The 21,977-nt window shown below is 70.7% G+C and carries 20 protein-coding genes and 1 tRNA gene; 10 read left to right on the top strand and 11 right to left on the bottom strand.

Annotated elements, in window-relative coordinates:
* Positions 1-79: 79 nt before the first annotated feature.
* From ACIBK8_RS31360 to ACIBK8_RS31340, 5 genes are all read right to left on the bottom strand, one after another.
* Complete coding sequence (locus tag ACIBK8_RS31360; protein ID WP_399045599.1) at positions 80-1,549, bottom strand: peptidoglycan D,D-transpeptidase FtsI family protein; 1,470 nt, start codon at positions 1,547-1,549, stop codon at positions 80-82.
* Entirely contained in the window at positions 1,546-2,931 is a 1,386-nt protein-coding gene (locus ACIBK8_RS31355) for an FtsW/RodA/SpoVE family cell cycle protein (RefSeq protein WP_399045597.1), read from the bottom strand. The genes ACIBK8_RS31360 and ACIBK8_RS31355 overlap by 4 nt, the downstream gene beginning before the upstream one ends.
* A 23-nt stretch (positions 2,932-2,954) precedes the next feature.
* Positions 2,955-4,517, bottom strand: a complete 1,563-nt coding sequence (locus ACIBK8_RS31350) for a Stp1/IreP family PP2C-type Ser/Thr phosphatase (RefSeq protein WP_399045595.1) — start codon at positions 4,515-4,517, stop codon at positions 2,955-2,957.
* A gap of 132 nt (positions 4,518-4,649) precedes the next feature.
* Complete coding sequence (locus ACIBK8_RS31345; RefSeq protein ID WP_393684333.1) at positions 4,650-5,174, bottom strand: FHA domain-containing protein; 525 nt, start codon at positions 5,172-5,174, stop codon at positions 4,650-4,652.
* Positions 5,175-5,184: 10 nt separating this feature from the next.
* Positions 5,185-6,015, bottom strand: a complete 831-nt coding sequence (locus tag ACIBK8_RS31340) for an FhaA domain-containing protein (RefSeq protein ID WP_399045593.1) — start codon at positions 6,013-6,015, stop codon at positions 5,185-5,187.
* 504 nt (positions 6,016-6,519) lie between these two features.
* Between ACIBK8_RS31340 and ACIBK8_RS31335 the strand changes: the two genes are divergently transcribed.
* A tRNA-Leu gene (locus ACIBK8_RS31335) sits at positions 6,520-6,603 on the top strand.
* Positions 6,604-6,810: 207 nt separating this feature from the next.
* Here the strand turns inward: ACIBK8_RS31335 and ACIBK8_RS31330 are convergent.
* On the bottom strand, positions 6,811-7,701 hold the full coding sequence (locus tag ACIBK8_RS31330; RefSeq protein WP_399045591.1) for a LysR family transcriptional regulator: 891 nt from the start codon (positions 7,699-7,701) through the stop codon (positions 6,811-6,813).
* Between the two features lie 142 nt (positions 7,702-7,843).
* Here ACIBK8_RS31330 and ACIBK8_RS31325 point away from each other — a divergent pair, with 142 nt between their 5' ends.
* Positions 7,844-9,046, top strand: coding sequence for an MFS transporter (locus ACIBK8_RS31325; RefSeq protein WP_399045589.1), 1,203 nt, complete (start codon positions 7,844-7,846; stop codon positions 9,044-9,046).
* Between the two features lie 108 nt (positions 9,047-9,154).
* Here ACIBK8_RS31325 and ACIBK8_RS31320 read toward each other — a convergent pair whose 3' ends face one another.
* Entirely contained in the window at positions 9,155-9,805 is a 651-nt protein-coding gene (locus ACIBK8_RS31320) for an FMN-dependent NADH-azoreductase (RefSeq protein WP_399045588.1), read from the bottom strand.
* Between the two features lie 133 nt (positions 9,806-9,938).
* On the opposite strand from ACIBK8_RS31320, the gene ACIBK8_RS31315 reads away from it, so the two are divergent.
* Positions 9,939-10,301, top strand: a complete 363-nt coding sequence (locus ACIBK8_RS31315; protein WP_393684325.1) for a winged helix-turn-helix transcriptional regulator — start codon at positions 9,939-9,941, stop codon at positions 10,299-10,301.
* Positions 10,302-10,340: 39 nt separating this feature from the next.
* Here ACIBK8_RS31315 and ACIBK8_RS31310 read toward each other — a convergent pair whose 3' ends face one another.
* Positions 10,341-10,775 carry a MarR family winged helix-turn-helix transcriptional regulator gene (locus tag ACIBK8_RS31310; RefSeq protein WP_399045587.1) on the bottom strand — a complete coding sequence of 145 codons (435 nt, stop codon included), beginning with the start codon at positions 10,773-10,775 and terminating at the stop codon, positions 10,341-10,343.
* Between the two features lie 125 nt (positions 10,776-10,900).
* Here ACIBK8_RS31310 and ACIBK8_RS31305 point away from each other — a divergent pair, with 125 nt between their 5' ends.
* The 3 genes from ACIBK8_RS31305 (at position 10,901) to ACIBK8_RS31295 (ending at position 13,638) form a co-directional block, all read left to right on the top strand.
* On the top strand, positions 10,901-12,181 hold the full coding sequence (locus ACIBK8_RS31305) for an ABC transporter permease (protein WP_399045584.1): 1,281 nt from the start codon (positions 10,901-10,903) through the stop codon (positions 12,179-12,181).
* Positions 12,182-12,297: 116 nt separating this feature from the next.
* The gene (locus ACIBK8_RS31300; protein ID WP_399045582.1) at positions 12,298-13,284 is read left to right on the top strand and encodes a J domain-containing protein; all 987 of its coding nucleotides are present in this window, start codon (positions 12,298-12,300) and stop codon (positions 13,282-13,284) included.
* 9 nt (positions 13,285-13,293) lie between these two features.
* Complete coding sequence (locus ACIBK8_RS31295; RefSeq protein ID WP_399045580.1) at positions 13,294-13,638, top strand: rhodanese-like domain-containing protein; 345 nt, start codon at positions 13,294-13,296, stop codon at positions 13,636-13,638.
* A 187-nt stretch (positions 13,639-13,825) separates the two neighbouring features.
* Here ACIBK8_RS31295 and ACIBK8_RS31290 read toward each other — a convergent pair whose 3' ends face one another.
* Positions 13,826-14,959 (bottom strand): acyl-CoA dehydrogenase family protein, encoded by a 1,134-nt coding sequence (locus ACIBK8_RS31290; protein ID WP_399045578.1) that lies wholly within the window; start codon positions 14,957-14,959, stop codon positions 13,826-13,828.
* A 240-nt stretch (positions 14,960-15,199) separates the two neighbouring features.
* Between ACIBK8_RS31290 and ACIBK8_RS31285 the strand changes: the two genes are divergently transcribed.
* The 3 genes from ACIBK8_RS31285 (at position 15,200) to ACIBK8_RS31275 (ending at position 18,044) form a co-directional block, all read left to right on the top strand.
* Positions 15,200-15,868, top strand: coding sequence for a DUF5819 family protein (locus tag ACIBK8_RS31285; protein WP_399045576.1), 669 nt, complete (start codon positions 15,200-15,202; stop codon positions 15,866-15,868).
* 179 nt (positions 15,869-16,047) lie between these two features.
* Complete coding sequence (locus tag ACIBK8_RS31280; RefSeq protein ID WP_399045574.1) at positions 16,048-17,331, top strand: HTTM domain-containing protein; 1,284 nt, start codon at positions 16,048-16,050, stop codon at positions 17,329-17,331.
* A complete protein-coding gene (locus ACIBK8_RS31275; RefSeq protein ID WP_399045572.1) occupies positions 17,328-18,044 on the top strand; it encodes a TrmH family RNA methyltransferase in 717 nt (238 codons plus the stop codon). The genes ACIBK8_RS31280 and ACIBK8_RS31275 overlap by 4 nt, the downstream gene beginning before the upstream one ends.
* 83 nt (positions 18,045-18,127) lie before the next feature.
* Here ACIBK8_RS31275 and paaN read toward each other — a convergent pair whose 3' ends face one another.
* Entirely contained in the window at positions 18,128-19,810 is a 1,683-nt protein-coding gene (gene paaN / locus ACIBK8_RS31270) for a phenylacetic acid degradation protein PaaN (RefSeq protein WP_399045570.1), read from the bottom strand.
* Between the two features lie 790 nt (positions 19,811-20,600).
* On the opposite strand from paaN, the gene ACIBK8_RS31265 reads away from it, so the two are divergent.
* Positions 20,601-21,191, top strand: coding sequence for a TetR/AcrR family transcriptional regulator (locus ACIBK8_RS31265; protein ID WP_399045569.1), 591 nt, complete (start codon positions 20,601-20,603; stop codon positions 21,189-21,191).
* Between the two features lie 100 nt (positions 21,192-21,291).
* On the opposite strand, the gene ACIBK8_RS31260 is transcribed toward ACIBK8_RS31265, so the two are convergent.
* Positions 21,292-21,840, bottom strand: coding sequence for an Lrp/AsnC family transcriptional regulator (locus tag ACIBK8_RS31260; RefSeq protein ID WP_399045567.1), 549 nt, complete (start codon positions 21,838-21,840; stop codon positions 21,292-21,294).
* Positions 21,841-21,977 lie beyond the last annotated feature (137 nt).

Genomic DNA, 21,977 nt, shown 5'->3' with positions numbered 1-21,977 from the left:
GCATACCGTACCCGGCGCACTGCTCCGGGCCGGGCCGTAGCCGCAAGCTGATATCCGACCGGTATGGCCATGCCCAGGGTCACTTCTTGTCGCTGAGCACCGCTTCCATCACGCTCTTCGCGATCGGGGCGGAGAGCTTGCCGCCCGCGATGTCGTTGCGAAGTGTGTCGGAGCCCTCAATGACGACGGCGACGGCGACCGGGGTGCCCTTGTCGGTCTTGGCGTAGGAGATGAACCAGGCGTACGGGTTGTCCTTGTTGTTCTCGCCGTGCTGGGCGGTACCCGTCTTGCCGCCGACCTTGACGCCGTCGATCTGGGCGGTGGTTCCCGTGCCCTTCTCGACCACGGTCTCCATCATGTCCTGGACCTTCTGCGCGTTCTCCGGCGACAGCGGCTTGCTCATCTCCTTGGGAGTGTGCTGCTGCACGACGTTCAGATTCGGCGCGACCAGCTTCTCGACCATGTACGGCTGCATGAGCTTGCCGCCGTTGGCGATCGCGGCGGTCACCATGGCCATCTGGAGCGGAGTGGCGCGGTTGGACGCCTGGCCGATGCCCGCCATGGCGTTCTGCGGCCGGTTGTCCTTCGGGTAGACGCTCTCGGACGCCCGGACCGGGGTGTCGACCTTCGGGTTGTTGAAGCCGAACTTCTCGGCCTCTTCCTTCATCGCCTTGTTGCCGAGGTCGGCGCTGATCTTGCCGAAGACGGTGTTGCACGACACCCGCAGCGCCTCACGGAGACTGGCGTTCTCGCAGGGGAGGTCGCCCTCGTTGTTCAGCGGTTGGTGGGCGGTGTCGGGCAGCGTCCAGGGCAGCGGCGAGCGCGTCTTGGCGTCGATGTCGGTGTAGAGGCCGTTCTCCAGGGCCGCCGACGCGGTGACCACCTTGAAGGTGGAGCCGGGCGGGTAGGTCTGGCGCAGCGCCCGGTTGAGCGTCGGGTCGTCCGGGTTGTTCGTCCTCTGGAGCGCGTTGTACGCCTTGGAGTCCTTGTCGGTCATCCCCGCGAAGGTGGAGGGGTCGTACGACGGGGCGGTGGCCAGCGCCAGGATCGCGCCGGTCTCCGGGTTGATCGCGGCGACCGCGCCCTTCTTGTCGCCGAGCCCCTCGAAGGCGGCCTTCTGGGCCTTGCCGCTGAGGGTGGTGACGACGTTGCCGCCCTCCTGCTTGCCGCCGGTGAGCATGTCGACCGTGCGGCTGAAGAAGAGCTTGTCGTCGGTGCCGGTCAGGATGGAGTCGTTGAGCTTCTCCAGGAAGTTGGCGTCGAACGCCTGTGAGGCGTAGCCGGTGACCGGCGCCCACATCTTGCCGTTCGTGTACGTCCGCTTGTACTTGAAGTCGCCGCTGCCGGTGGTCGTCGAGCCGGTGACCGGCTTGCCGTCGACGATGATGTCGCCGCGCGGGGTGCTGTAGCGCTCGATGGCGACCCGGCGGTTGTACTTGTCGTTCTTGAGGTCGTCGGCCTGCACGAACTGCACCCAGTTGACGCGGACGAGCAGGGCGAGTACGAGCAGGCCGCAGAAGATCGCGACCCGGCGCAGGGGCTTGTTCACGGACGGACCACCTGGGTCATCTCGGCGTCGGTGGACGGAGCGGGGGCCGGGGCGGGCCGCCGCGCGGTGTCGCTGATACGGAGCAGGATCGCGACCAGGGCCCAGTTGGCGATCACGGAGGAACCGCCCTGGGCGAGGAACGGCATCGTCATACCCGTCAGCGGGATCAGGCCCGTCACGCCGCCGGCGACGACGAAGACCTGGAGCGCGAAGGCGCCCGACAGGCCGACGGCGAGCAGCTTGCCGAACGGGTCGCGGGCCGCCAGCGCCGTACGGAGGCCGCGCTCGATCAGCAGGCCGTACAGCAGCAGAACGGCCATCAGGCCGGCCAGGCCGATCTCCTCGCCGACGGTGGCGAGGATGTAGTCGCTCTTCGGCGCGATGCCGAGGATCAGCCGGGAGTAGCCCTGGCCGAGGCCGGAGCCGAGGATGCCGCCGGAGCCGAAGGCGTACATGGCCTGGGCGGTCTCGGTGACGCCGCCGTTGAGCAGCGCCAGCGGGTTGAGCCAGTTGTGCACACGTTCCTGGACGTGCGACTCGAAGGTCGCCACGGCGACCGCGCCGCCCGCGCTGAGCAGCAGGCCGAAGACGATCCAGCTGGTGCGCTCGGTGGCGACGTACAGCATGACGACGAAGAGGCCGAAGAAGAGCAGCGAGGTGCCCAGGTCGGTCTCGAAGACCAGGATCATCAGGCTCAGTGCCCAGATGACGAGGATCGGGCCGAGGTCACGTCCGCGCGGGAGGTAGAGGCCCATGAAGCGGCGGCTGGCCAGTGCCAGCGCGTCCCGCTTCACCATGAGATAGCCGGCGAAGAAGATCGCGATGATGATCTTCGCGAACTCGCCGGGCTGGAGCGAGCCGAGGCCCGGGATGGAGATCCAGATCTTGGCGCCGTTCACACCGGGGAAGAACATCGGGGCGATCAGCAGGACCAGCGCGACGACCATGGAGATGTAGGTGTAGCGCTGGAGGACGCGGTGGTCCTTGAGGAAGATCAGGATGCCGAGGAAAATCGCGACGCCGAGGGTGGACCACATCATCTGGTTCGGCGCCATCGCCTTGCCCAGTGAGGGTTCCTGGTCGAGCCGCCAGATGAAGACCAGACCCAGACCGTTCAGGAGCGTGGCGATCGGCAGCATCAGCGGGTCGGCGTACGGCGCCCACTTGCGGACGACGAGGTGGGTGACCCCGGCCAGCAGCCCGAGGCCGAGGCCGTAGCCCAGGACGCCGGCCGGGACGGTGTGGTCCTTGGCCAGGCCGACGTTGATGTACGCGAACACCGGGATCAGCACCGCGAAGACGAGCATGACCAGCTCGGTGTTACGGCGGCTGGGCGCTCCGATGGTGCCGATGGTGGTGGTGTTGGTGGTACTGCTGCTCATAAAAGTAACGGCCCCCTACGCCCTCACTGCTGGGTGCTGCAATTCTTTTCCAGCTTCTGCTGCTCCTCGGAGGGGGCCTGGCTGGTGGTGGGAGTGGGAGTCGGTGTCGCCGCGAGCGTGCCGACGGTGCCGCCGGTGCCGGCCTTCCCGGTCTTGCTGCCGGGGGTGGTGGGCTTGCTGCCCGGCTTGCTGCCCGGCGTACCGTCGGCCTGGCCCTGGCCCTGGCCCTTGGCCTTCGCGGCGGCGCGCTCGGCGGCCTCCCGCTGTGCCTTGTCGAGGCAGGCGCCGGCCTGCTTGCCCAGCTCGGCGACCTTCTCGGTCGCCTCGTCGCGGCTGTCGGCCGGGATCGTCTCCTTGACCTGGTTCTGCTGGTACACCGGTAGGTACTTGAGTTCGATCTCGGGGTGGTCCTTGTCGACCTTGTTCAGCGAGATCCACGCCAGGTCCTGGCTGAGGCCCCGGTAGAGCGCGACGTGATCGTCCTTGGCGCCGACGAAGTACTGGGTCTGCGTCCAGCGGTAGCCCCCGTAGAGACCACCGCCGACGACGGCCAGCGCGAGGACGGCGATCAGCGACCGCTTGAGCCACTTCCCGCGCCGCTCGGGCTTGAGGAAGTCCTCGTCGGTGAACGCGCCGAACGAGCCCTGCGGCGGCCCGGCGATGTCACCGTCGCCGCTTCCGGGCGGCCCGAACGCGCCACCGGGGGCGGCCTGTTGCGGGACGTCCCTGTTGCGGCCCAGCTCGGCGGCGCGGGCGGCCGGCGTCTGGAGCGTGCTCGGGTCGTTGAGCTGGTTCTGGTTCTCGGCGACCGCGCCCACGATGACCGGGGTGTCGTTGAGCTGCCCGGCCAGGGCTTCGTTGCCGTCGACGTCCAGGACGTCGGCGACGATGCAGGTGATGTTGTCCGGGCCGCCGCCGCGCAACGCGAGCTGGATCAGCTCCTGCACGGTCTCGTGCGGGCCGTGATAGCCGGCGAGGGTCTCTTCCAGCGTCTGCTGGCTGACCACGCCGGACAGCCCGTCCGAACAGATCAGGTACCGGTCACCGGCCCTGACCTCCCGGATGGACAGGTCGGGCTCGACATGATCGCCGCTGCCCAGCGCCCGCATCAGCAGCGAGCGCTGCGGGTGGGTCGTGGCCTCTTCCTCGGTGATCCGGCCCTCGTCGACGAGCCGCTGCACCCAGGTGTGGTCCTGGGTGATCTGGGTGAGCTGGCCGTCCCGCAGGAGGTAGGCGCGCGAGTCGCCGACGTGCACCAGGCCGAGGCGCTGACCCGTCCACAGCAGGGCGGTCAGGGTCGTGCCCATGCCCTCCAGCTGGGGGTCCTCCTCGACCATCACCCGCAGCTGGTCGTTGGCGCGCTGCACGGCCGTCCCCAGGGAGGTGAGGATGTCCGAGCCGGGTACGTCGTCGTCGAGCTGGACCAGGGTGGAGATCACCTCGGACGAGGCGACCTCGCCTGCCGCCTGGCCGCCCATGCCGTCGGCGATGGCCAGCAGGCGCGGGCCCGCATAGCCCGAGTCCTCGTTGCCCTCGCGGATCATGCCCTTGTGCGATCCGGCGGCGAAGCGCAGTGACAGACTCATGCGCACCTCACCCGTCGGCTCGGGGTACAGCCGGTCTCGTCGAGCCACACTGCCCACCCTCCGGTCGGGAGCACGCTCGGGTCCGTCGAGTGGACCGCCGCGGCTCGCTCGCTCCGCTCGCTCATTGTCGTACTACTTCCGCAGCTCGATGACGGTCTTGCCGATGCGGATCGGGGCTCCCAGCGGAATCGGGGTCGGCGTCGTGAGCCGGCTCCGGTCCAGATACGTGCCGTTCGTGGAACCGAGGTCCTCGACGATCCACTGGCCGTCACGGTCCGGATAGATCCTGGCATGCCTGCTGGACGCGTAGTCGTCGTCCAGGACGATCGTGGAATCGTGCGCGCGGCCCAGCGAAATGGTCTGGCCCTGGAGCGCGACGGTGGTGCCCTGCAGGGTGCCTTCGGAGACCACCAGCTTGGTGGGGGCACCGCGGCGCTGGCGGTTGTTGCCGCGACCGCCGTCCTGGCGGCGCTGCTGCGGTGGAGTGGCGGGCTGGCGCTGGGTACGCGCCTCCTGGCCGCCCCGCCGGGCGGCGCCGCGCTGTGTGACGCGCGTGCCGAACAGATCGCTGCGGATGACCTGAACGGCCACGATGACGAACAGCCACAGTACGGCGAGGAAACCCAACCGCATGACCGTGAGGGTCAGCTCTGACATTGCCCCCGCTTCACCCTTCGGCTTGCCGGTAAACGATGGTGGTACTGCCCACGACGATCCGCGAACCGTCGCGGAGATTAGCGCGGGTGGTGTGCTGCCCGTCCACCACGATCCCGTTCGTGGAGCCCAGATCCTGGATCGTGGGGGGCGTGCCGACGCGGATCTCACAGTGCCGCCGGGAAACCCCGGGGTCGTCGATCCGTACGTCGGCGTCGGTGCTGCGGCCCAGCACGAGAGTGCCGCGCGAGATCTGGTGGCGGGTGCCGTTGATCTCGACCCAGCGCCTGGTCTGTGCGTGCGGCTGCGGTCCTGCACCTGGCGGCGCCGTACGGGATACGGGCGGCGCGCCGGGAGGCGGGGACGAGGGCATGGGGGGCGGGCCCACGTGACCTCCGCCGGTGTAGCCGCCGCGCGGCGCCGAAGAGGCGCGCGGGCCGGCTGCCTGGCCCGGCTGTTCCTGGGATGAGCTGGAGGCAAGGGTGCGGCTGCGGACGCGGTACAGGCCGGTGTCGAGATCGTCGGCCTTCTCCAGGTGCACCTTGATCGAACCCATGAAGGTGTACCGCTGCTGCTTGGCGTAGTCGCGGACCATGCCCGACAGCTCGTCACCGAGCTGCCCGCTGTAGGGGCTGAGCCGCTCGTAGTCGGGGGTGCTCAGTTCGACGATGAAGTCGTTGGGGACGACCGTGCGGTCGCGGTTCCAGATGGTGGCGTTGTTGTCGCACTCGCGCTGGAGCGCACCGGCGATCTCAACGGGCTGCACCTCGGACTTGAACACCTTGGCGAAGGTGCCGTTGACGAGCCCCTCAAGACGCTGCTCGAAGCGTTTCAGTACTCCCACGGGACACCTCCTTCCTCAGGCTTCGTCAGGGTCGTCCTGATACTGCTTACTGATCGTATCCACGCGTCGGGAAATCGGCTGGTTCCCCTTTCCTGCCCGGAGTGACGAGTGTCGCCCCACACAGGGTTGCCCGCTGCTTCCTTGTTCTTCGGCCGGTTGCTTGTGCACTGCGATCGTAGATGTGCCCGGAAGACAGTGTCCCGCAACTGCCGACCTCTCTTGCCGGGCGGGGGGCCGAGACCCTGTCCGGCTGGTGCCCGTCCGGCCCGGGGATGCCGGGTCACCTGGGACGGCGGGTGCGCCGGGGTCCGCTCCGGGTGCCGGACCTTTCCACACCGGCCGGCCGTCCGGGAAGGGGCCGGCGGACCGTGCTGCGGGGGCAACGAAAGGGCAGGTGAAACCACCCGCCACGCCGTGCTAATGTTCTGCATGTCGGAAGGCGCTCGCACAAGACCCGGACCGAAAAGCCCGGATCGCGTGAGAGAATCATTCGGCAGCACCCATGCGCGGGTGGCGGAATAGGCAGACGCGCTGGATTCAGGTTCCAGTGCCCGAAAGGGCGTGGGGGTTCAACTCCCCCCTCGCGCACAGATGAGACCCCCGGTCTCCGGAGAAATCCGGAGACCGGGGGTCTCTCGTTGTGTCCGGAAACGGCCGCGCTCGCCGGTCATTCCTGTCCGGAAGCCATCGCTCGCGGGGCGTCGTGGGCGCGATCTTCCGTACCCCGTAAGGCAGTTGGCCGCGCGCTCCGTCGTCGGGAAGTCCGACGGGGGCGGTGGGCCGGGGAGTTGCGGGCTATGTCAGCACGTCCGCGACCGCGGTGCCGAAGGCGCGGATCCTGGCGGTCTCGTGCGCGCCGCGGTGGAGCAGGCCGAGGACGGAGCCCGGCAGGCCGGACACGGGGAGGAAGGTCAGGTCCCGGCGGCCGTGATAGTCGGCGGTGGGGCGGCACAGCAGCATCGCTCCGCGGCCCGTGGCGGCCAGGGTGAGGCCCTCCTGGAGGGTGCCGACGGCGGGGCCCGGGGGGATCGGGCGGCCTGCGGGGGTGGCTGTGGGGGCCTGCGCCCGGCGCCAGTAGGCCGGGGCCGGGCCGCCGATGGAGATCAGCGGTACGGACGCGAGGTCCTCCGCGGTGAGGGCGGAGCGCGCGGCGAGCGGGTGCCGTACGGAGAGCGCGAGGGTCTGCGGCTGGGCGGCGAAGACCGGGCCGATGACGAGGTCGGGCTCGGCGGCGGGCAGCAGGGCCACGGCGATGTCGACCGTGCCCGCGCGCAGCGCGCCGAAGGGGTCGCACAGCGGGATTTCGGTGAGGGAGGTGACGCACCCGGGGTGCCGGGTGTGGAAGGTGTCGATGGCGCGCATGATGCGGTCGTCCACGGTGCCCTGGAAGCCGATGGTGAGGGTGCCCTCGATGCCCCGGGCGGCGCTGCGGGTGGCGTCGAAGGCGGCGTGCAGGGTCGCGTACGCGGGGCGCAGGGTGGTGCGGAAGTCCTCTCCCAGAGGGGTGAGGCACACCCGTCTGCTGGTGCGGTCCACGAGGCGGGCGCCGATGCGGGACTCCAGGGCGCGCAGCAGCTGGCTGACGCGGCTCTGTGAGAGGCGGAGCCGTTCGCCGGTACGGCCGAAGTGCAGTTCCTCGCTGAGTACGAGGAAGCACTCCAGTTCGCGAAGCTCCATGCCGCTCACGGGGATCCCTTCGGTGGTGCCGGACCGGTCGCGGCGGCGGCCGGCCGGGAAGCTCTGCTCGTGGAAGATCCATGAGTCCTGCTCATGGAAGGGTGAGAACTTCGGCGTTGTTCCCCGTGGCGGCCGGGCGTTGGCTGGGGGCATGACGAAGACCGGTGAAGTGGTGGGGGAAAAAGGCGTGTTGGGGCGCCCCGGGGGCGGTTGGCCGGCCGTGGGTGTGCTGGCGGCGGCGACGTTCACGGTGGTGACGTCGGAGATGCTGCCGGTGGGGCTGCTCACGCCGATCGGCGGGGACCTGGGGGTTTCGGACGGGACGGCGGGGCTGACGCTCACCGTCACCGGGCTGGTCGCCGCGGTGTCGGCACCGTTGCTGACGATGCTGGTGGGGCGGTGGGACCGGCGTGCCGTGCTGATCGCGCTGATGGGGGCGCTGGCGGCGGCGAATCTGCTGGCGGCGGCTGCTCCGGGTGTCGTGGTGCTGTTGGTTTCCAGGGTGCTGGTGGGTCTGGGGATGGGCGGGGTGTGGGCACTCGCGGCGGGACTCGCGGTGCGGCTGGTGCCGGAGCGGCGGGTGCCCGCGGCGACGTCCCTGATCTTCAGCGGTGTCGCCGCCGCGTCGGTGCTGGGCGTACCGGCGGGCACGCTGGTCGGTGAACTCGGCGGCTGGCGTGCGGCGTTCGTGGCGATGGGCGCGGTGTGCGGCGCGGTGGCCGGGGCGCTCGCCCTGCTGCTGCCGTCGCTGCCGTCCACCGGTGCGGTGCGGCTCGGCGGGGTGCTGGCGCTGTTCGGCAGGGCGCCGGTGCGGACCGGGCTGGTGCTGGTGGCGCTCCTGGTGACGGGCCATTTCGCGGCGTACACCTATGTGCGGCCGGTGCTGGAAGAGATGGCGGGGGCCGGTGCCGCGCAGGTCGGCAGCCTGCTGCTGGTGTTCGGCGTCGCCGGGCTCGTCGGCAACTTCGTGGCCGGTGCGGGGGCGGCCCGGTCGCCGCGTGGTGCGTTGCTGGTGATCTGCGCGGTGCTGGCGGGGGCGGTGTTGCTGCTGCCGGTGTGCGGGCGCGCGTGGGGCGTCGCGGGCGGCGCGGTGGCGCTCGCGGTGTGGGGGCTCGCCTACGGGGGTGTGTCGGTCAGTACCCAGACCTGGTTGATGGCCGCGGCGCCCAAGGGGCGTGAGGCGGCTTCGGCCCTCTTCGTGGCGGTGTTCAACGGTGCCATCGCCCTGGGCGCGCTGGCCGGTGGCCGGGCGGCGGACGGCTGGGGCGCCGCGGGCGTGCTCTGGCTGGGCGGCGTGCTCGTGGTGGGGGCGCTGGTGACCGCGGGTGTCGGACGGGCACCGGCGGCGGGATGACGGCGGTGGCCTCCCGGGGGCCGTCGGTACGCGTCGCCCCGGGGCGCGCGGGGAAGGCGGCGCTCCCGGGGCGGGCCGGTGCCGTGGGCCGGCACGGTGGCCGTGGCGTCAGGCGGTGGCGCGCTCGGCGACGGCCTTGCCCTTCGACGCGGCGTCCTGGAGGGACTTCTCGCGGGAAGCCTCGTACTTCGGGATCAGCTCGGCCATCGCCGGGTTGGCGGGCGCCATGGTCAGCTCCGGGACGATGAAGTCGACCTCCAGGCCGAAGCCGTCGCCCAGCACGGTCTCCAGGTAGTTCTGCACGTGGTCGGAGCCCGCACGGGGCGTCCCCGGGGCGTACGAACCGCCGCGGCTGGCGACGACGGTGACCGGGGTGCCCTTGGCGGACGGCTCGGCTCCGGCCGTGCGGCCCATGATGATCACCTGGTCGAGCCATGCCTTGAGCGTCGAGGGGATCGTGAAGTTGTACATCGGCGCGCCTATGACGATCGCGTCGGCCTGCTCCAGCTCCTCGGCGAGCCGGGTGCGCAGCGCGAAGGCGGCCTGCTGCTCGGGGGAGTGGGTCGCGGGGTCGGAGAAGCCGGCGGACGCGGCGATCCCGTCGAGGTGCGGCAGCGGGTCGGCGGCCAGGTCGCGGTAGATGACGGTGCCGTCGGGGTGCTGCGCCTGCCATGCGTCGCGGAAGGCCGCGGTCACGGCGCGGGAGGCGGAGCCGGTCTCGGGGAAGACGGAGGAGTCGAGGTGCAGAAGCGTGGCCATGGTGATCGTTCCTCAGAGGTTCGCGGCCGGCGGGCGAGGCCGCGGCACGATGGTTGAATTCCGTACGTCACTATTCATAACACAGGTACTTACTTTTCCGCAGTAGCCAACGGGAAAGCGGTACGCTGAGGGCATGGCGGATCACAGCGAGGCGACGTGCAGGCAGGTCGACGGCGGCATGACGCGCGTCTTCGAGCTGTTCGGGAAACGCTGGACCGGCCTGATCGTCGCCACCCTGATGCCGGGTCCTGTGCACTTCGCCGACCTGCGGCGGGCGATTCCCGGCATCAGTGAGCGGATGCTGTCCGACCGCCTCATGGAGCTGGCGGCGACCGGCCTGGTGGTACGCGAAGTGGACGCCGGTCCTCCGCTGCGGGTCGCCTACCGGCTGACGGAAGCGGGCCGGGCGATGGAGCCCTCACTCAAGGAACTGGCCCGCTGGGCCGAGACCTACCTGGCCGAAGGCGGGCAGTGCCCGGAGCGCTTCCGGAAGTAGCGCGCACCGGGGCGCCGGGCCGCCATGGGGCGGCGGCGGTCAGCCGAGCCGTTTCTGGGCGGCGTTGTAGCGCAGCAGGTACAGCGCGAAGCGGTTGAGATCCGCCGCGCTCCAGTCGGCCAGCCGCTCGTGGAACGCCTGCCGGCGGCTGTTCGAGGCGTTGTCCAGCACCTGGGCGCCCTCCGCTGTGGGATGCAGCACCTGGACGCGGTGGTCGGCGGGATCCAGGCGGCGCTCGACGAACCCGAGCTTCTCCAGCGCGGCGATCTGCCTGCTGACCGTTGACTTGTCCAGGAGGTAGTGCGCCGCGAGGTCCGTTGCCCGGCATCCCTGCTGGTCATCGAGGTGCGCAAGCAGGGTGTACGAGACCAGCGACAGCTCCGGGTGGATGCGGGCCGCGGTGGCGCGGGCCCGCCGGGCGAAGGCGGTCAGCTCCTGCTGGATGGTCTCGACGGAGTCGTCGCGGTGGGCCACGAGGTTGCCTTTCGTTGAAGTAGTTGTATAGTACAACGTGGTTTGGGAGTTGTATAAGCCAACCATTAAGAGTTGTAAAAGCCATCTACTGGCTGTATCCGAGCCGACTAGCTTGAGAAGGCACCATGAGTCCGGTCCGCCGTTCCGACCACCACCGTGATCACGGACTTGATCACCGCCCCGACCGCCGCAACCCCCACGCGGCCGGGCTGCGCCACGTCCTGCTGCACCTGGTCACCCCGCTGCTGATGTGCATCGGGATGGGCCTGGCCTACCTCGGGGCGTTCGCCGATCCGGCGCCGCACCACCTGCCGGTCGCGGTCGTCGGTTCAGGGCAGAGCGCACAGCTGCTGGCGCAGTCGATCAACGACAAAACGGGCGGTGACCTGGAGGTACGCACCGTCCCCGACCGTGCGACGGCCACCGAGCAACTCCGGCACCAGGACATCTTCGGCGCCTACCTCCCCCACGGAAAGAGCGGAACGGCCGCCCACGGCGACGACTCCGCCCGCCCGGACAGGACCGCGAGCACGGCCGGACCCGCGCCGGAACTGATGGTCGCGACCGCCGGGTCGGACACCACCGCCTCCGTGGTGCAGAAGGTCTTCACCCCCATCGCCGCCCAGCAGGACCGGCCCCTGAAGGTCACCGACGTCGCACCGACCGTGCAGCACGACCCGACCGGCCAGGGCATCTTCTTCCTGCTGGTCGCGATCAGCATCGGCTCGTACGCATCGGTCGCGGTGATCGGCGGCGCGGGGGCGGTGCTGCCGATGCGGCTGCGCGCCCTGCTGGCCGTCGGCACCTCCTTCGTCGTCAGCATCATCGGGACGCTCTTCGCCGGCCCGGTCTTCCACCTCGTCGACCACGGCATGTGGGGCCTGTGGAGCATGGCCTGGCTGTACTCCGCCGGCATCCTGCTGATCGGAACGGGGCTGCACACCTTCCTCAAGCGCTGGACCACGCTCGGCGTGATGGCCCTGTTCGTGATGCTCAACTTCACCTCGTCGGGCGGCATCTTCCGGCCCGAGATGCAGAACGGATTCTTCGCGGCCCTGCACGCGTTCTGGAACGGCGCGGGCTTCGTGGAGGGCACCCGCAGCCACGTCTACTTCGACGGCTACGGACTGGCCGGACACGTCTGGACGCTGGTGATCTGGCTGGTGATCGGCGCGGCAGTGGCCGCCATCGCCGGCCTGACCGAGAACCGTAGGAAGGCCGCCGAGGAAGCGGCAGCGGAACGGGCCACCGCCGTCGCGGCTGCCGCGGTGGCCGCGACGGTGACCGAGGGCGCACGCCATGCGGAGCAGGCGGATGCGGTGGATGGCCGGGGACGGCGGGGGCGGGGCGCGGACGCGGACGCCGAGGCTGAGGAAGAGGAGATGGAGGAGGCTGTGGGGGTGTAGCGGGGTGTGAGGCGCAGCAGACGTTCCTGCCGTAGCTGGGGCTCGTCGAGCAGGGGTGGAGGCGGGCCGACCAGCCGCTGAACCGGGGGTCGGGGAGAGGGCCGTACGCTGACCGGGTGACGAACTCGCACGCGGAGAACGCGCAGGACGGCCAGCACCGACCGGACGCCCGGGGAGCGGCGTACGCCACCGATGGACCGGGGGCGGCGGGCGCGCCGGATGCGCCGGGGGTGCCTGGTGGGTCCGGCGGGCCTGCGGTGTCCGGTGAGGGCAGCGCGTCCGGGGACGCGCAGGCACCGGGCGGCGGTGAGCGGGACCGGGCCGCCGAGGACGCGGCGACCCGGCGGCTGGCGAAGGCGGTGTTGGCTGCCGAGCAGGCGCTGATCGAGTTCGAGATCGCGGTGGAGACCTTCCGGGTGGAGGTGGAGAACTTCTCCCGGCTGCACCACCAGCGGCTCGGCCCCATGTACGCGCGGCTGGACGAGCTGGACGCGCAGATCGCCGAGGCGGTCGCGGCCCGTACCGGCGATCCGGAGGACGTCCGCAAGGCACGCGAGGCCCGCGCTTCGGTGCTGCCGATGCCGAACGTCGAGGAGCTGTTCCACGGCTGGATCGGGTCGGACGGGCTGTTCCCCGAGGCGCAGGCGATGCTCGCCGAGCAGCCGGTACAGCCGCCGCAGAAGGTGCGGCCCAGCGAGGACGCCCGCAAGGCGTACCGCGACCTGGTGCGCAAGGCACACCCCGACCTGGCGCGTGACGACGCGGAGCGGGAGCGCCGGGACGCCTTCATCGCACGGGTCAACGCCGCGTACGGCGCGGGGGACGAGGCGGCACTGCGCGAGCTGGCGAAGGAGTGGGAGGCGGGACCGGCGCCCGCCGAGGAGCGGCTCAGCGAGAGCGAGGAGCTGTACGCGAGGCTGGAGTGGCTGGCCGAGCGCAAGGAACTGCTGGCGGCCGTCGCCGCCGAGCTGGAGGAAAGCGCGATCGGCGCGATGATCAAGATGGCGCCGCAGGATCCGGACGCCCTGCTGGACGAGATCGCCGAGAAGCTGCTCGCCGATGTCGCAGAGCGCGAGACCCGCCTCGCCCAGCTGGTCGGGTAGCGTCGGGGCATGCGATTTGGTTCTCTGCCCACGGTCGGTGTCGACGCGCTCACGTCCCAGGACTTCCTCTTGGACGTGCGCGAGGACGACGAGTGGGAGGCGGGGCACGCCGAAGGCGCGCTGCACATCCCAATGAGCGAATTCGTCGCCCGTTATGGGGAGTTGACCGAGGCCGCGCCCGCGGACGGCAAGATTTATGTGCTCTGCCGGGTCGGTGGGCGGTCCGCGCAGGTCGCGCAGTACCTCATTCAGCAGGGCGTCGAAGCGGTGAACGTCGACGGCGGCATGCAGGCGTGGGAGGCCGCCGGCCGACCGGTCACGGATGGGCGGGGTGGCGCGGGGACGGTTATCTGAGGGGGTTTGGTGTGGGTGTGGGGGCGGGCCGGGGTGGACTGGCTTGCTTCCTGGCGGGGCCTTTCTTCTTCTCCCCCCCGCCCCACCCCACCCCCTCCCCCACCTCCCGAGACGTCCGCCCCGCCCCCGCCCAAGCCTCAAGCGCCAAGCCCCAGGTGCCCCACCTGCCCCCGTCTCCCCTCCCACCTCACGCCAACATGTGATCGGCCAGCAGATCCCCCAGAGCTTCTTCATGGGCGGCGGCGGGGCCCAAGGACAGTTCCAGTTGTTTGGCCCAGGCGTGGTAGCGGTGGAGTGAGTAGTCGGTGTCCGCGCCGAAGCCGCCGTGCAGGTGCTGCGCGGTCTGGACGACCCGGCGTATGCCGTCCGATGCCCAGATCTTGGCGACCGCGACGTCCCCGGCGGGTGGCAGGGCGCCGTCCGCGTCGGTGCTGATGCGCCAGGCGGCCTGCCAGAGGGTGGCCGCCATCGCCCGTAGGTCGATGAAGCGGTCCGCCGCCTGGACGGCGACCGACTGGAACGTGGCGACCGGGAAGCCGAACTGTTCGCGTTTGCTCGTGTAGTCGGCGGTCATGGTGAGTACGGCTTCGCCCAGGCCCAGTGCGAGTGCGCAGGTGCCGGTGGTCAGCAGCAGCCGCAATTGTTCCCAGGCCGCCGGGTCGGTGAGGGTCTCCCGGCCTGTGACACGTACGGCGTTCAGCCGGACCTCGGCGTATCGCTCGCCGTTCGTCGAGACCTGTGCGTCGAGCGTGACGCCGGTTCGGGTGGGCGGGACCAGCGCGAGGATCGCCCGGCCGTCGGCGGTGTGCGCGGGCAGCAGGATGTGGTCCGCGCCGTGGGCCCAGGGGACTGCCGTCTGTACGCCGTCGAGTATCCAGTGCTCGTCCTCGGGGCGTGCGTCCACGGCGAGTTCGGCGGCTTCGTGCCCGGTACGTCCTCCGGCGGCGACGGTCACCACCAGCTCGCCGGTTCCGATGCGGGGCAGTATCTCGGCGCGCAGGGCGTCCGGGCCGTGGTGCTGGAGGGTGAGCGCCGCGGCGCCGCACTCCAGCAGCGGGACGCGCGCCAGTACCTTCGCCGATTCGCGCAGCACCAGGCACAGGGCCACCGGGTCGAGGCCGGCGCCGCCGTGTTCGGGCGCTATCAGCAGGCTCAGCAGGTCGGCGTCGGCGAGGGTCTGCCACAGCGTGCGGTCGAAGTCGTCGGCGACCGCGCCGGGAGTGAGCGCGGGGCTCGGCACGCTGTCGGGTGCGACCCCGGAGAAGACGGCTTTCGCCGCTTCGAGCGCGGCCTGTTGCTCCTCGGTGAAGGTGAAGTCCACTGGTCCGTCCTTCCGCGGGCACTTCGACCTGACGGAGTGTCAAGTTAGAACAGGTTGCAGGAATTGGGAATGGCGGGTGAGGCGTGAGCTGACGACCGATCGTTCGGTTCCATGGTGGGAGGGGCGCGGTGCGGGGGTCAAACCCTGTGGATAACTCGGTGAGGCTGTGCCCGGTGGGGGCTGCCTGGGTACGGTTCCGTGGCGGAGTCAGCCGATCGGGATTCTGGGGACGGGGCGGGAATGCAGTCATACGGGGACGAAACGCGGCCGGTAGCCGCGCTCTCGCTACCCTCGCGGATCGTCATATGTGTGGCGGCCAGTGCCGTGGCGGTTGCCGTGGCGATCCACCTGGCCATGATGTTTCTGCACGTCGCGCCGTCGAACACGCTCAGCAGATCGCAGGGGAAGCTGATCGGCGACTACGTCTATCCCGAGTACGAGCAGAACTGGAGACTGTTCGCGCCGAACCCTCTCCAGCAGAACATCGCGGTGCAGGTCCGCGCGGAGCTGCGGACCCGGGACGGCGGCCTGCGGACCACCGGCTGGACCGACCTGACCGCCCGCGACGGGCAGGCGATCCGCCACAACCTGTTCCCCAGCCACTCCCAGCAGAACCAATTGCGCCGCGGCTGGGAGAACTTCCTCAGCTCGCACGACGCGCAGAACCGCCCCAACGGGCAGCGTGGTGAGCTGGCCGAGCGCTACATCCGCCGGATCATGTTGCAGCGGATGGGCGCCGAGTGGGCCAAGGGCGGGCAGGTCGAACGGATACAGGTCCGCTCGAAGACGACGCCGGTCATGCCGCCTCCGTGGAGCACGGAGAAGATCAGCACCAAGCCCGAGTTCCGGGTGCTGCCCTGGTGGCAGGTCACCGCAGCCGACCTGCCCGAGGGGGCGACGACCAAGTGACCGTGCCGCACTCACCGAAATCATCGGAATCGCTGGAATCGCCGGAATCACCAGCCGCGTCGGCCCCGCCGAAATCGTCGGCCGCGTCGGAATCGCCGGGCTCGGCCGGTCTTCCGGGGCCCTCGCGGTCACCGGAGTCTCCGGGCGAGCCCGCCGTCCCGCCCCCGGCCACCGGCCTCGTGACGGAGACGCGCTTGGAGCGGGTCATCGGCCGCGGCTTCCGGCAGGTCACCGGGCGGGCCATGGCCCCGTACCAGACCGCCGTGATCCGTATCGGCTTCGCGGCGACCTGGCTGTTGTTCCTGCTCAGGGAATGGCCGCATCGCGCGGAGCTGTACGGGCCCGACGGCCCCTGGAGCCTCGACATGGCGCGCCGGATGCTCGACGGCAACCAGGCGTTCTCCGCGCTGGCCTGGTCCGACGGGCGCGGCTGGTTCGAGTGCGTCTACCTGCTGGCCATCGTCTCCGCCGCGCTGCTGATGGTGGGCTGGCGCACCCGCACCATGTCGGTGCTTTTCATGATCGGCGTGCTGTCGCTGCAGAACCGCAGCATCTTCATCGGTGACGGCGGGGACAACGTCATCCACCTGATGTCGATGTACCTGGTGCTGACCCGGTGCGGCCAGGTGTGGTCCCTGGACGCCCGCCGCGCCCGGCGGGCGGCTGCCGGGAACGCCGCGGCGTCCGACGCCCCCGGTGCCGACGCCGCCTCGGGGCGGGACCTGCCCGGTGTGCTGCTGTGGGCCGTCTCCGGGCTCGCCCTGGCCATCGCGCAGCTGCTGGGCTGCCACGGTCTGGGCTGGTTCGACGGCGGGCCGTTCCCGGATCTCGGCTGGGGGCTCGCGCTGTGGATCCTGTGGGCCGGGCACGGCCTGTGGTGGGCCGCGAACCGCTACGCCCCCGGGGAGCCGCGGATCGTTCTCGACGTCCTCGCCAAGCTCGCGCACAACGGCGCCCTGCTGGTGATCATGGTCGAGGTCTGCCTCGTCTACTCCACCGCCGGCTGGTACAAGATCCAGGGATCGCGCTGGCAGGACGGCACGGCCGTCTACTACCCGATGCACCTGGACTACTTCTCGCCCTGGCCCGAACTGTCCCGGCTGCTGGGCGACAGCGGGCTGCTGGTCATGCTGCTGACCTACGGCACGGTGATCGTGCAGGTCGCCTTCCCGTTCACGCTGTTCAACCGCCGCCTCAAGAACGTCCTGCTGGTCGCGATGATCTGCGAACACCTGTCGATCGCGTTCCTGCTGGGGCTGCCGTTCTTCTCCCTCGCGATGATCGCCGCCGACGCCGTCTTCCTGCCGACGAACTTCCTGACCTGGCTCTCCGGCCGGATCTCGGCGCTGCGCCGGCGGTTGTTCTCCGGGGGCGGCCCGGCACTCCCGGCCGCGGCACCCGGGGACGACGAACCGGAGGCCCGTACGCACGGCTCCGGCGGGGGCCATACGCTCGTGGGGTGAGCAGCGAGAAAACCGCCCCGGCCGAGCAGCGCCCCGAGGCCGCAGGGGAGCCGGGCGCCCCGACCGAGCCGGTCCAGTACGACGAGGGCTTCGGCCAGGAGATCGGCGTCGGGCCGCACCCGGAGCCGTGGCCCCGGGACGACCGCTACGACCCGGAGCTGCTCGCGCAGGGCGACCGGCGCAACGTCGTCGACCGGTACCGCTACTGGACGCGCGAGGCGATCGTCGCCGACCTCGACACCCGGCGCCACGAATTCCATGTGGCGGTCGAGAACTGGGGCCACGACTTCAACATCGGTTCGGTGGTGCGGACCGCCAACGCCTTCCTGGCCCGGGAGATCCACATCGTCGGACGGCGCCGCTGGAACCGCCGCGGCGCGATGGTGACCGACCGCTACCAGCACGTCCGCCATCACCCCGGCACCGAGGACCTGACCGCCTGGGCCGCGTCCGAGGGGCTGCCGATCATCGGGATCGACAACCTCCCCGGCGCCGTCCCGCTGGAGACGACGGAGCTGCCGCGCCGCTGTGTGCTGCTCTTCGGGCAGGAAGGCCCCGGGCTGACGGAGGAAGCGCGCCGGCATGCGTCCGTGGTCTGCTCGATCGCGCAGTTCGGGTCGACCCGTTCGATCAACGCGGGTGCCGCGGCAGCCATCGCCATGCACGCCTGGATCGGCCGGCACGCCGTGATCGAGGCACCCGGCGCCTCCTGACGGCCGCCCGCCCGCGTACCCCGGACGCCGTCCGGCCGTCTCCCCGGGGGGCACCGCCGCACCCCGGGGACCTGGTGTCCGCGTCACGCCGGGCGGCGTACCTCCACCGTCCGGAAGCGGTTCGCCACGAACGCGCCGTCGCACAGCGCCGCGTTGGCCGCCGGGTTGCCGCCCGAACCGTGGAAGTCGGAGAACGCCGCGGTCTGGTTCACATAGACGCCGCCGGTCAGGTTCAGCGACAGCTGGGCGCACTCCTCCAGGCAGACGTCCTGGATCGCGTCCTCCACCTCGGTGGACGTGGTGTACGCGCCGACGGTCATGGCGCCCTGCTCCCGGACCGTGCGCCGCAGCAGCTCCACCGCGTCCGCCGCGGAGTCGACGGCCACGGCGAAGGACACCGGGCCGAAGCACTCCGAGAGGTAGGCCGCTTCGTCCTCCGGCTTCGCGCCGTCCAGCTTGACGATCACCGGTGTGCGCACCATCGCCCCGGGGAACTCCGGGTTGGCCACCGCCCGGGTCGCCAGGGCCACTTCGCCCAGCCCGGACGCCGCGTCGATCCGCGCCTTCACCTGCGGGTTCACGATCGCGCCCAGCAGCGCGTTGGCACGTGTGTCATCGCCGAGCAGGCCGCTCACCGCGCCCGCGAGATCGGTGACCACCTCGTCGTACGACTTGGGGCCCGCTTCGGTGGTGATGCCGCCCCGGGGGATGAGGAGGTTCTGCGGGGTGGTGCACATCTGGCCGCTGTAGAGCGACAGGGAGAAGGCGAGGTTGCCGAGCATGCCCTTGTAGTCGTCCGTCGAGTCGATCACGACGGTGTTGACGCCGGCCTTCTCGGTGTAGACCTGCGCCTGACGGGCGTTGGCCTCCAGCCAGTCGCCGAACGCGGTCGACCCGGTGTAGTCGATGATGCGGACCTCGGGGCGGACCGCCAAGGTCTTGGCGAGCCCTTCATCGGGGCGGTCCACGGCCAGACACACCAGGTCGGCGGGGAAGCCGGCCTCGGTGAGGACCTCGCGCGCCACCCGTACCGTCAGCGCCAGCGGCAGTACGGCGCGCGGGTGCGGCTTGACGAGCACCGGGTTGCCGGTGGCCAGCGAGGCGAACAGGCCCGGATAGCCGTTCCACGTCGGGAAGGTGTTGCACCCGATCATCAGCGCGACGCCGCGCGGCACTGCGGTGAAGGACTTGGCCAGCTCCAGCGGGTCGCGCTTGCCCTGGGGCTTGGACCAGGGGGCCTGCTGCGGGGTGCGGGTCTGCTCGGCGTACGCGTACGTGACCGCCTCCATGCCGCGGTCCTGCGCGTGCGGCCCGCCCGCCTGGAACGCCATCATGAACGCCTGGCCGCTGGTGTGCATCACGGCCTGGGCGAACTCGTGGGTGCGGGCGCTGATCCGCGCCAGGATCTCCAGACAGACCGCCGCCCGTACCTCGGGCCCCGCGTCCCGCCAGGCGGGCATCGCGTCGCGCATGGCCGGCAGCAGCACGTCCACGTCGGGGTGCGGATAGCTGATGCCCAACTCCGGTCCGTACGGCGACACTTCCTGGCCGACCCAGTCGTCCGTACCGGGCTGGTCCAGCTCGAAGCGGGTGCCGCGCAGCGCCTCGAACGCGGCCACGCCGTCGGGCGCCGCGGTCTCGCCGTACGCCTTCGGGTGCTCGGGGTGGGGCGACCAGTACGCGCGGGTGCGGATCGTCTCCAGCGCTTGGTCGAGGGTCGGGCGGTGCTTTTCGATCAACTGCGCTGCGGTCATTTCGGCGGCCATCGATGACCAACTCCTCGTCGAGCCGGGCGGAGAACGAACAGGGAAAGGGCGCGCGGTGGGGCGCGATGGAAGCGGGATGGGGACGGAGGCGGAAAGAGCGGAGGTGAGAGTGCGGGCAGGGAGCGTGGGGTCGGTGGATGTGCGTAGGTGGGAGGTACTAGGGCGATGGAGTTAGAGTAACCGAACGATCGGTCGGTGCAAGAGGGTCCGGTGAGCCTGTGGATAACTCGGTCGGGGAGGGGCGGTCGGCATGGTGGGAACCGGGCCGGGCGACGCCCTCGCGGCGGTGGGTGTGCGGGGCGTGGGGCGCGGGTTACCGCAGGTGATCGTGGGTGCCGGCCGCGCAGTACGGCTCCGGGGCGCGAGGCCGTGCCGTGCCGGACGGGCTGTGGCGGAGGCCGTGCGTCGACCGGATCGACGTGCCGAGAAAGGCCGGATCCCGGCGCATCGGCGGGATCCGCCGTGCGAAGGTCCGCTCCCCTCCCGTGGTCGGCTCTCGCCCCCTGCGGCCTTTCCTGCCTCCCTGCTCGCCGGAGCACCCCTGGGGCAACTCACGGAAACGCAGGACCTGTTCGCGGCGCGAGTGCGGCGGTGCCGGCCGGTGGAGCGGCCGGGCGGCGCTGACCGTCCGGGGCCCGGCGGCCCGGTGGAGCGGACCGGGCGTTGTGGTGCGTCCTGGTTCCGGGATGTGCTGGACTCCCTGCACCACCACCAGTACACCGGCGGCGGCTGCGTGCCGTCCCCGCGCCCTGCGGCGCCGTGCAGACCAAGAGGAATGAGTGCTCTAATCATGACCATGGCCAAGCGCGACACCTACACGCCCGATTCGCTGCTCGCGGTCGCCGCCGAGGTGTTCAACGAGCGCGGGTACGACGGCACGTCCATGGAGCACCTCTCCAAGGCGGCCGGAATCTCCAAGTCCTCGATCTACCACCACGTACGCAGCAAGGAAGAGCTGCTGCGCCGTGCGATAAGCCGTGCCCTGGACGGGCTGTTCGGGGTGCTGGAGGAGCCGGGCGCCGTCGAGGGGCGGGCGATCGAGCGCCTGGAGTACGTGACCCGGCGCGAGGCCGAGGTGCTGATGGACGAACTGCCGTACGTGACGCTGCTGCTGCGGGTGCGGGGCAACACCGACACCGAGCGGTGGGCCATGGAACGCCGCCGGGAATTCGACCACAAGGTGGCCGACCTGCTGAAGCTGGCCGCGGCCGACGGCGACCTGCGGGCGGACGTCGACATTCCGCTGGCGACCCGGCTGCTCTTCGGCATGATCAACTCGATTGTGGAGTGGTACCGCCCGGGGCGCGGCGGCGCGGCCAGCAGGGACGAGGTCGCCGATGCGGTCGTCCGTACGGCGTTCGCTGGACTGCGCACCTCCTGACGGAGCCGCCCCTGCTCGCCGGACCCTCCTCACCGGATGAGGGGCGTGCGCCCGTGTTCCTCCTGGCCGCCCGGCATCCGGCAGGGTTCCGGAGCGGGCCTCACTGCTGCTGGGGCCCCAGACCGGTCTCCTCGAAGACCAGCAGCGTGCGGGTGCTGAGGACCTCGGGAATCGACTGGATCCGGGTCAGCACCAGCTCCCGCAGCTCCCGGTTGTCCTTGGTGTGCACCAGCAGCAGGACATCGAAATCGCCGCTGACCAGCGCGATGTGCGAGGCGCCCGGGAGCGCGGTGAGCTGCTCGCGCACCGTACGCCAGGAGTTCTGCACGATCTTCAGTGTGATGTAGGCGGACGCGCCCTGACCTGCCCGTTCCTGGTCCACGCGGGCGCTGAAGCCGCGTATGACGCCGTCGTCGATCAGCCGGTTGATGCGCGCGTAGGCGTTGGCGCGCGAGACGTGCACCTGGTCGGCGACGGAGCGGATGGAGGCCCGTCCGTCGGTCTGCAGCAGGTGCAGGATCGAGCGGTCGATGGTGTCCAGCGGACGTGCGGGCGGCACGGAAGGGCCTGCCGCGGACGATCCCGGTGCGGTCGTTCCTGGCGCCGCCGGTGGCGCCCCGCCGGGATTGGCCATCTGTTCCTCCGGCATGTGGTCCCGCCTCCCCTTGGTGGACGCCCTGACGTCATCTGAAGCTGTGGAGAACCGTTTGTCCACAGGCTGGGCCCGCCTGTAGCCAAAATGTGCTGGCGACCGAACAATCGGTAGGGACGGGGTCGCTCGGCCCG

It is taken from the genome of Streptomyces sp. NPDC050161 (genome assembly GCF_044460025.1).
In the GTDB taxonomy this organism is placed as follows: Bacteria; Actinomycetota; Actinomycetes; order Streptomycetales; family Streptomycetaceae; genus Streptomyces.
Note: the sequence above shows the minus strand (reverse complement) of the source record. Positions and strands in the feature narration are given on the sequence as shown.

Coding starts and splice junctions, on each gene's coding strand:
- ACIBK8_RS31355 (WP_399045597.1), bottom strand. CDS start 2,931: ATGAGCAGCAGTACCACCAACACCACCACCATCGGCACCATCGGAGCG.
- ACIBK8_RS31350 (WP_399045595.1), bottom strand. CDS start 4,517: ATGAGTCTGTCACTGCGCTTCGCCGCCGGATCGCACAAGGGCATGATC.
- ACIBK8_RS31345 (WP_393684333.1), bottom strand. CDS start 5,174: ATGTCAGAGCTGACCCTCACGGTCATGCGGTTGGGTTTCCTCGCCGTA.
- ACIBK8_RS31325 (WP_399045589.1), top strand. CDS start 7,844: ATGACGAAGACCGGTGAAGTGGTGGGGGAAAAAGGCGTGTTGGGGCGC.
- ACIBK8_RS31320 (WP_399045588.1), bottom strand. CDS start 9,805: ATGGCCACGCTTCTGCACCTCGACTCCTCCGTCTTCCCCGAGACCGGC.
- ACIBK8_RS31315 (WP_393684325.1), top strand. CDS start 9,939: ATGGCGGATCACAGCGAGGCGACGTGCAGGCAGGTCGACGGCGGCATG.
- ACIBK8_RS31305 (WP_399045584.1), top strand. CDS start 10,901: ATGAGTCCGGTCCGCCGTTCCGACCACCACCGTGATCACGGACTTGAT.
- ACIBK8_RS31295 (WP_399045580.1), top strand. CDS start 13,294: ATGCGATTTGGTTCTCTGCCCACGGTCGGTGTCGACGCGCTCACGTCC.
- ACIBK8_RS31285 (WP_399045576.1), top strand. CDS start 15,200: ATGCAGTCATACGGGGACGAAACGCGGCCGGTAGCCGCGCTCTCGCTA.
- paaN (WP_399045570.1), bottom strand. CDS start 19,810: ATGGCCGCCGAAATGACCGCAGCGCAGTTGATCGAAAAGCACCGCCCG.
- ACIBK8_RS31265 (WP_399045569.1), top strand. CDS start 20,601: ATGACCATGGCCAAGCGCGACACCTACACGCCCGATTCGCTGCTCGCG.
- ACIBK8_RS31260 (WP_399045567.1), bottom strand. CDS start 21,840: ATGCCGGAGGAACAGATGGCCAATCCCGGCGGGGCGCCACCGGCGGCG.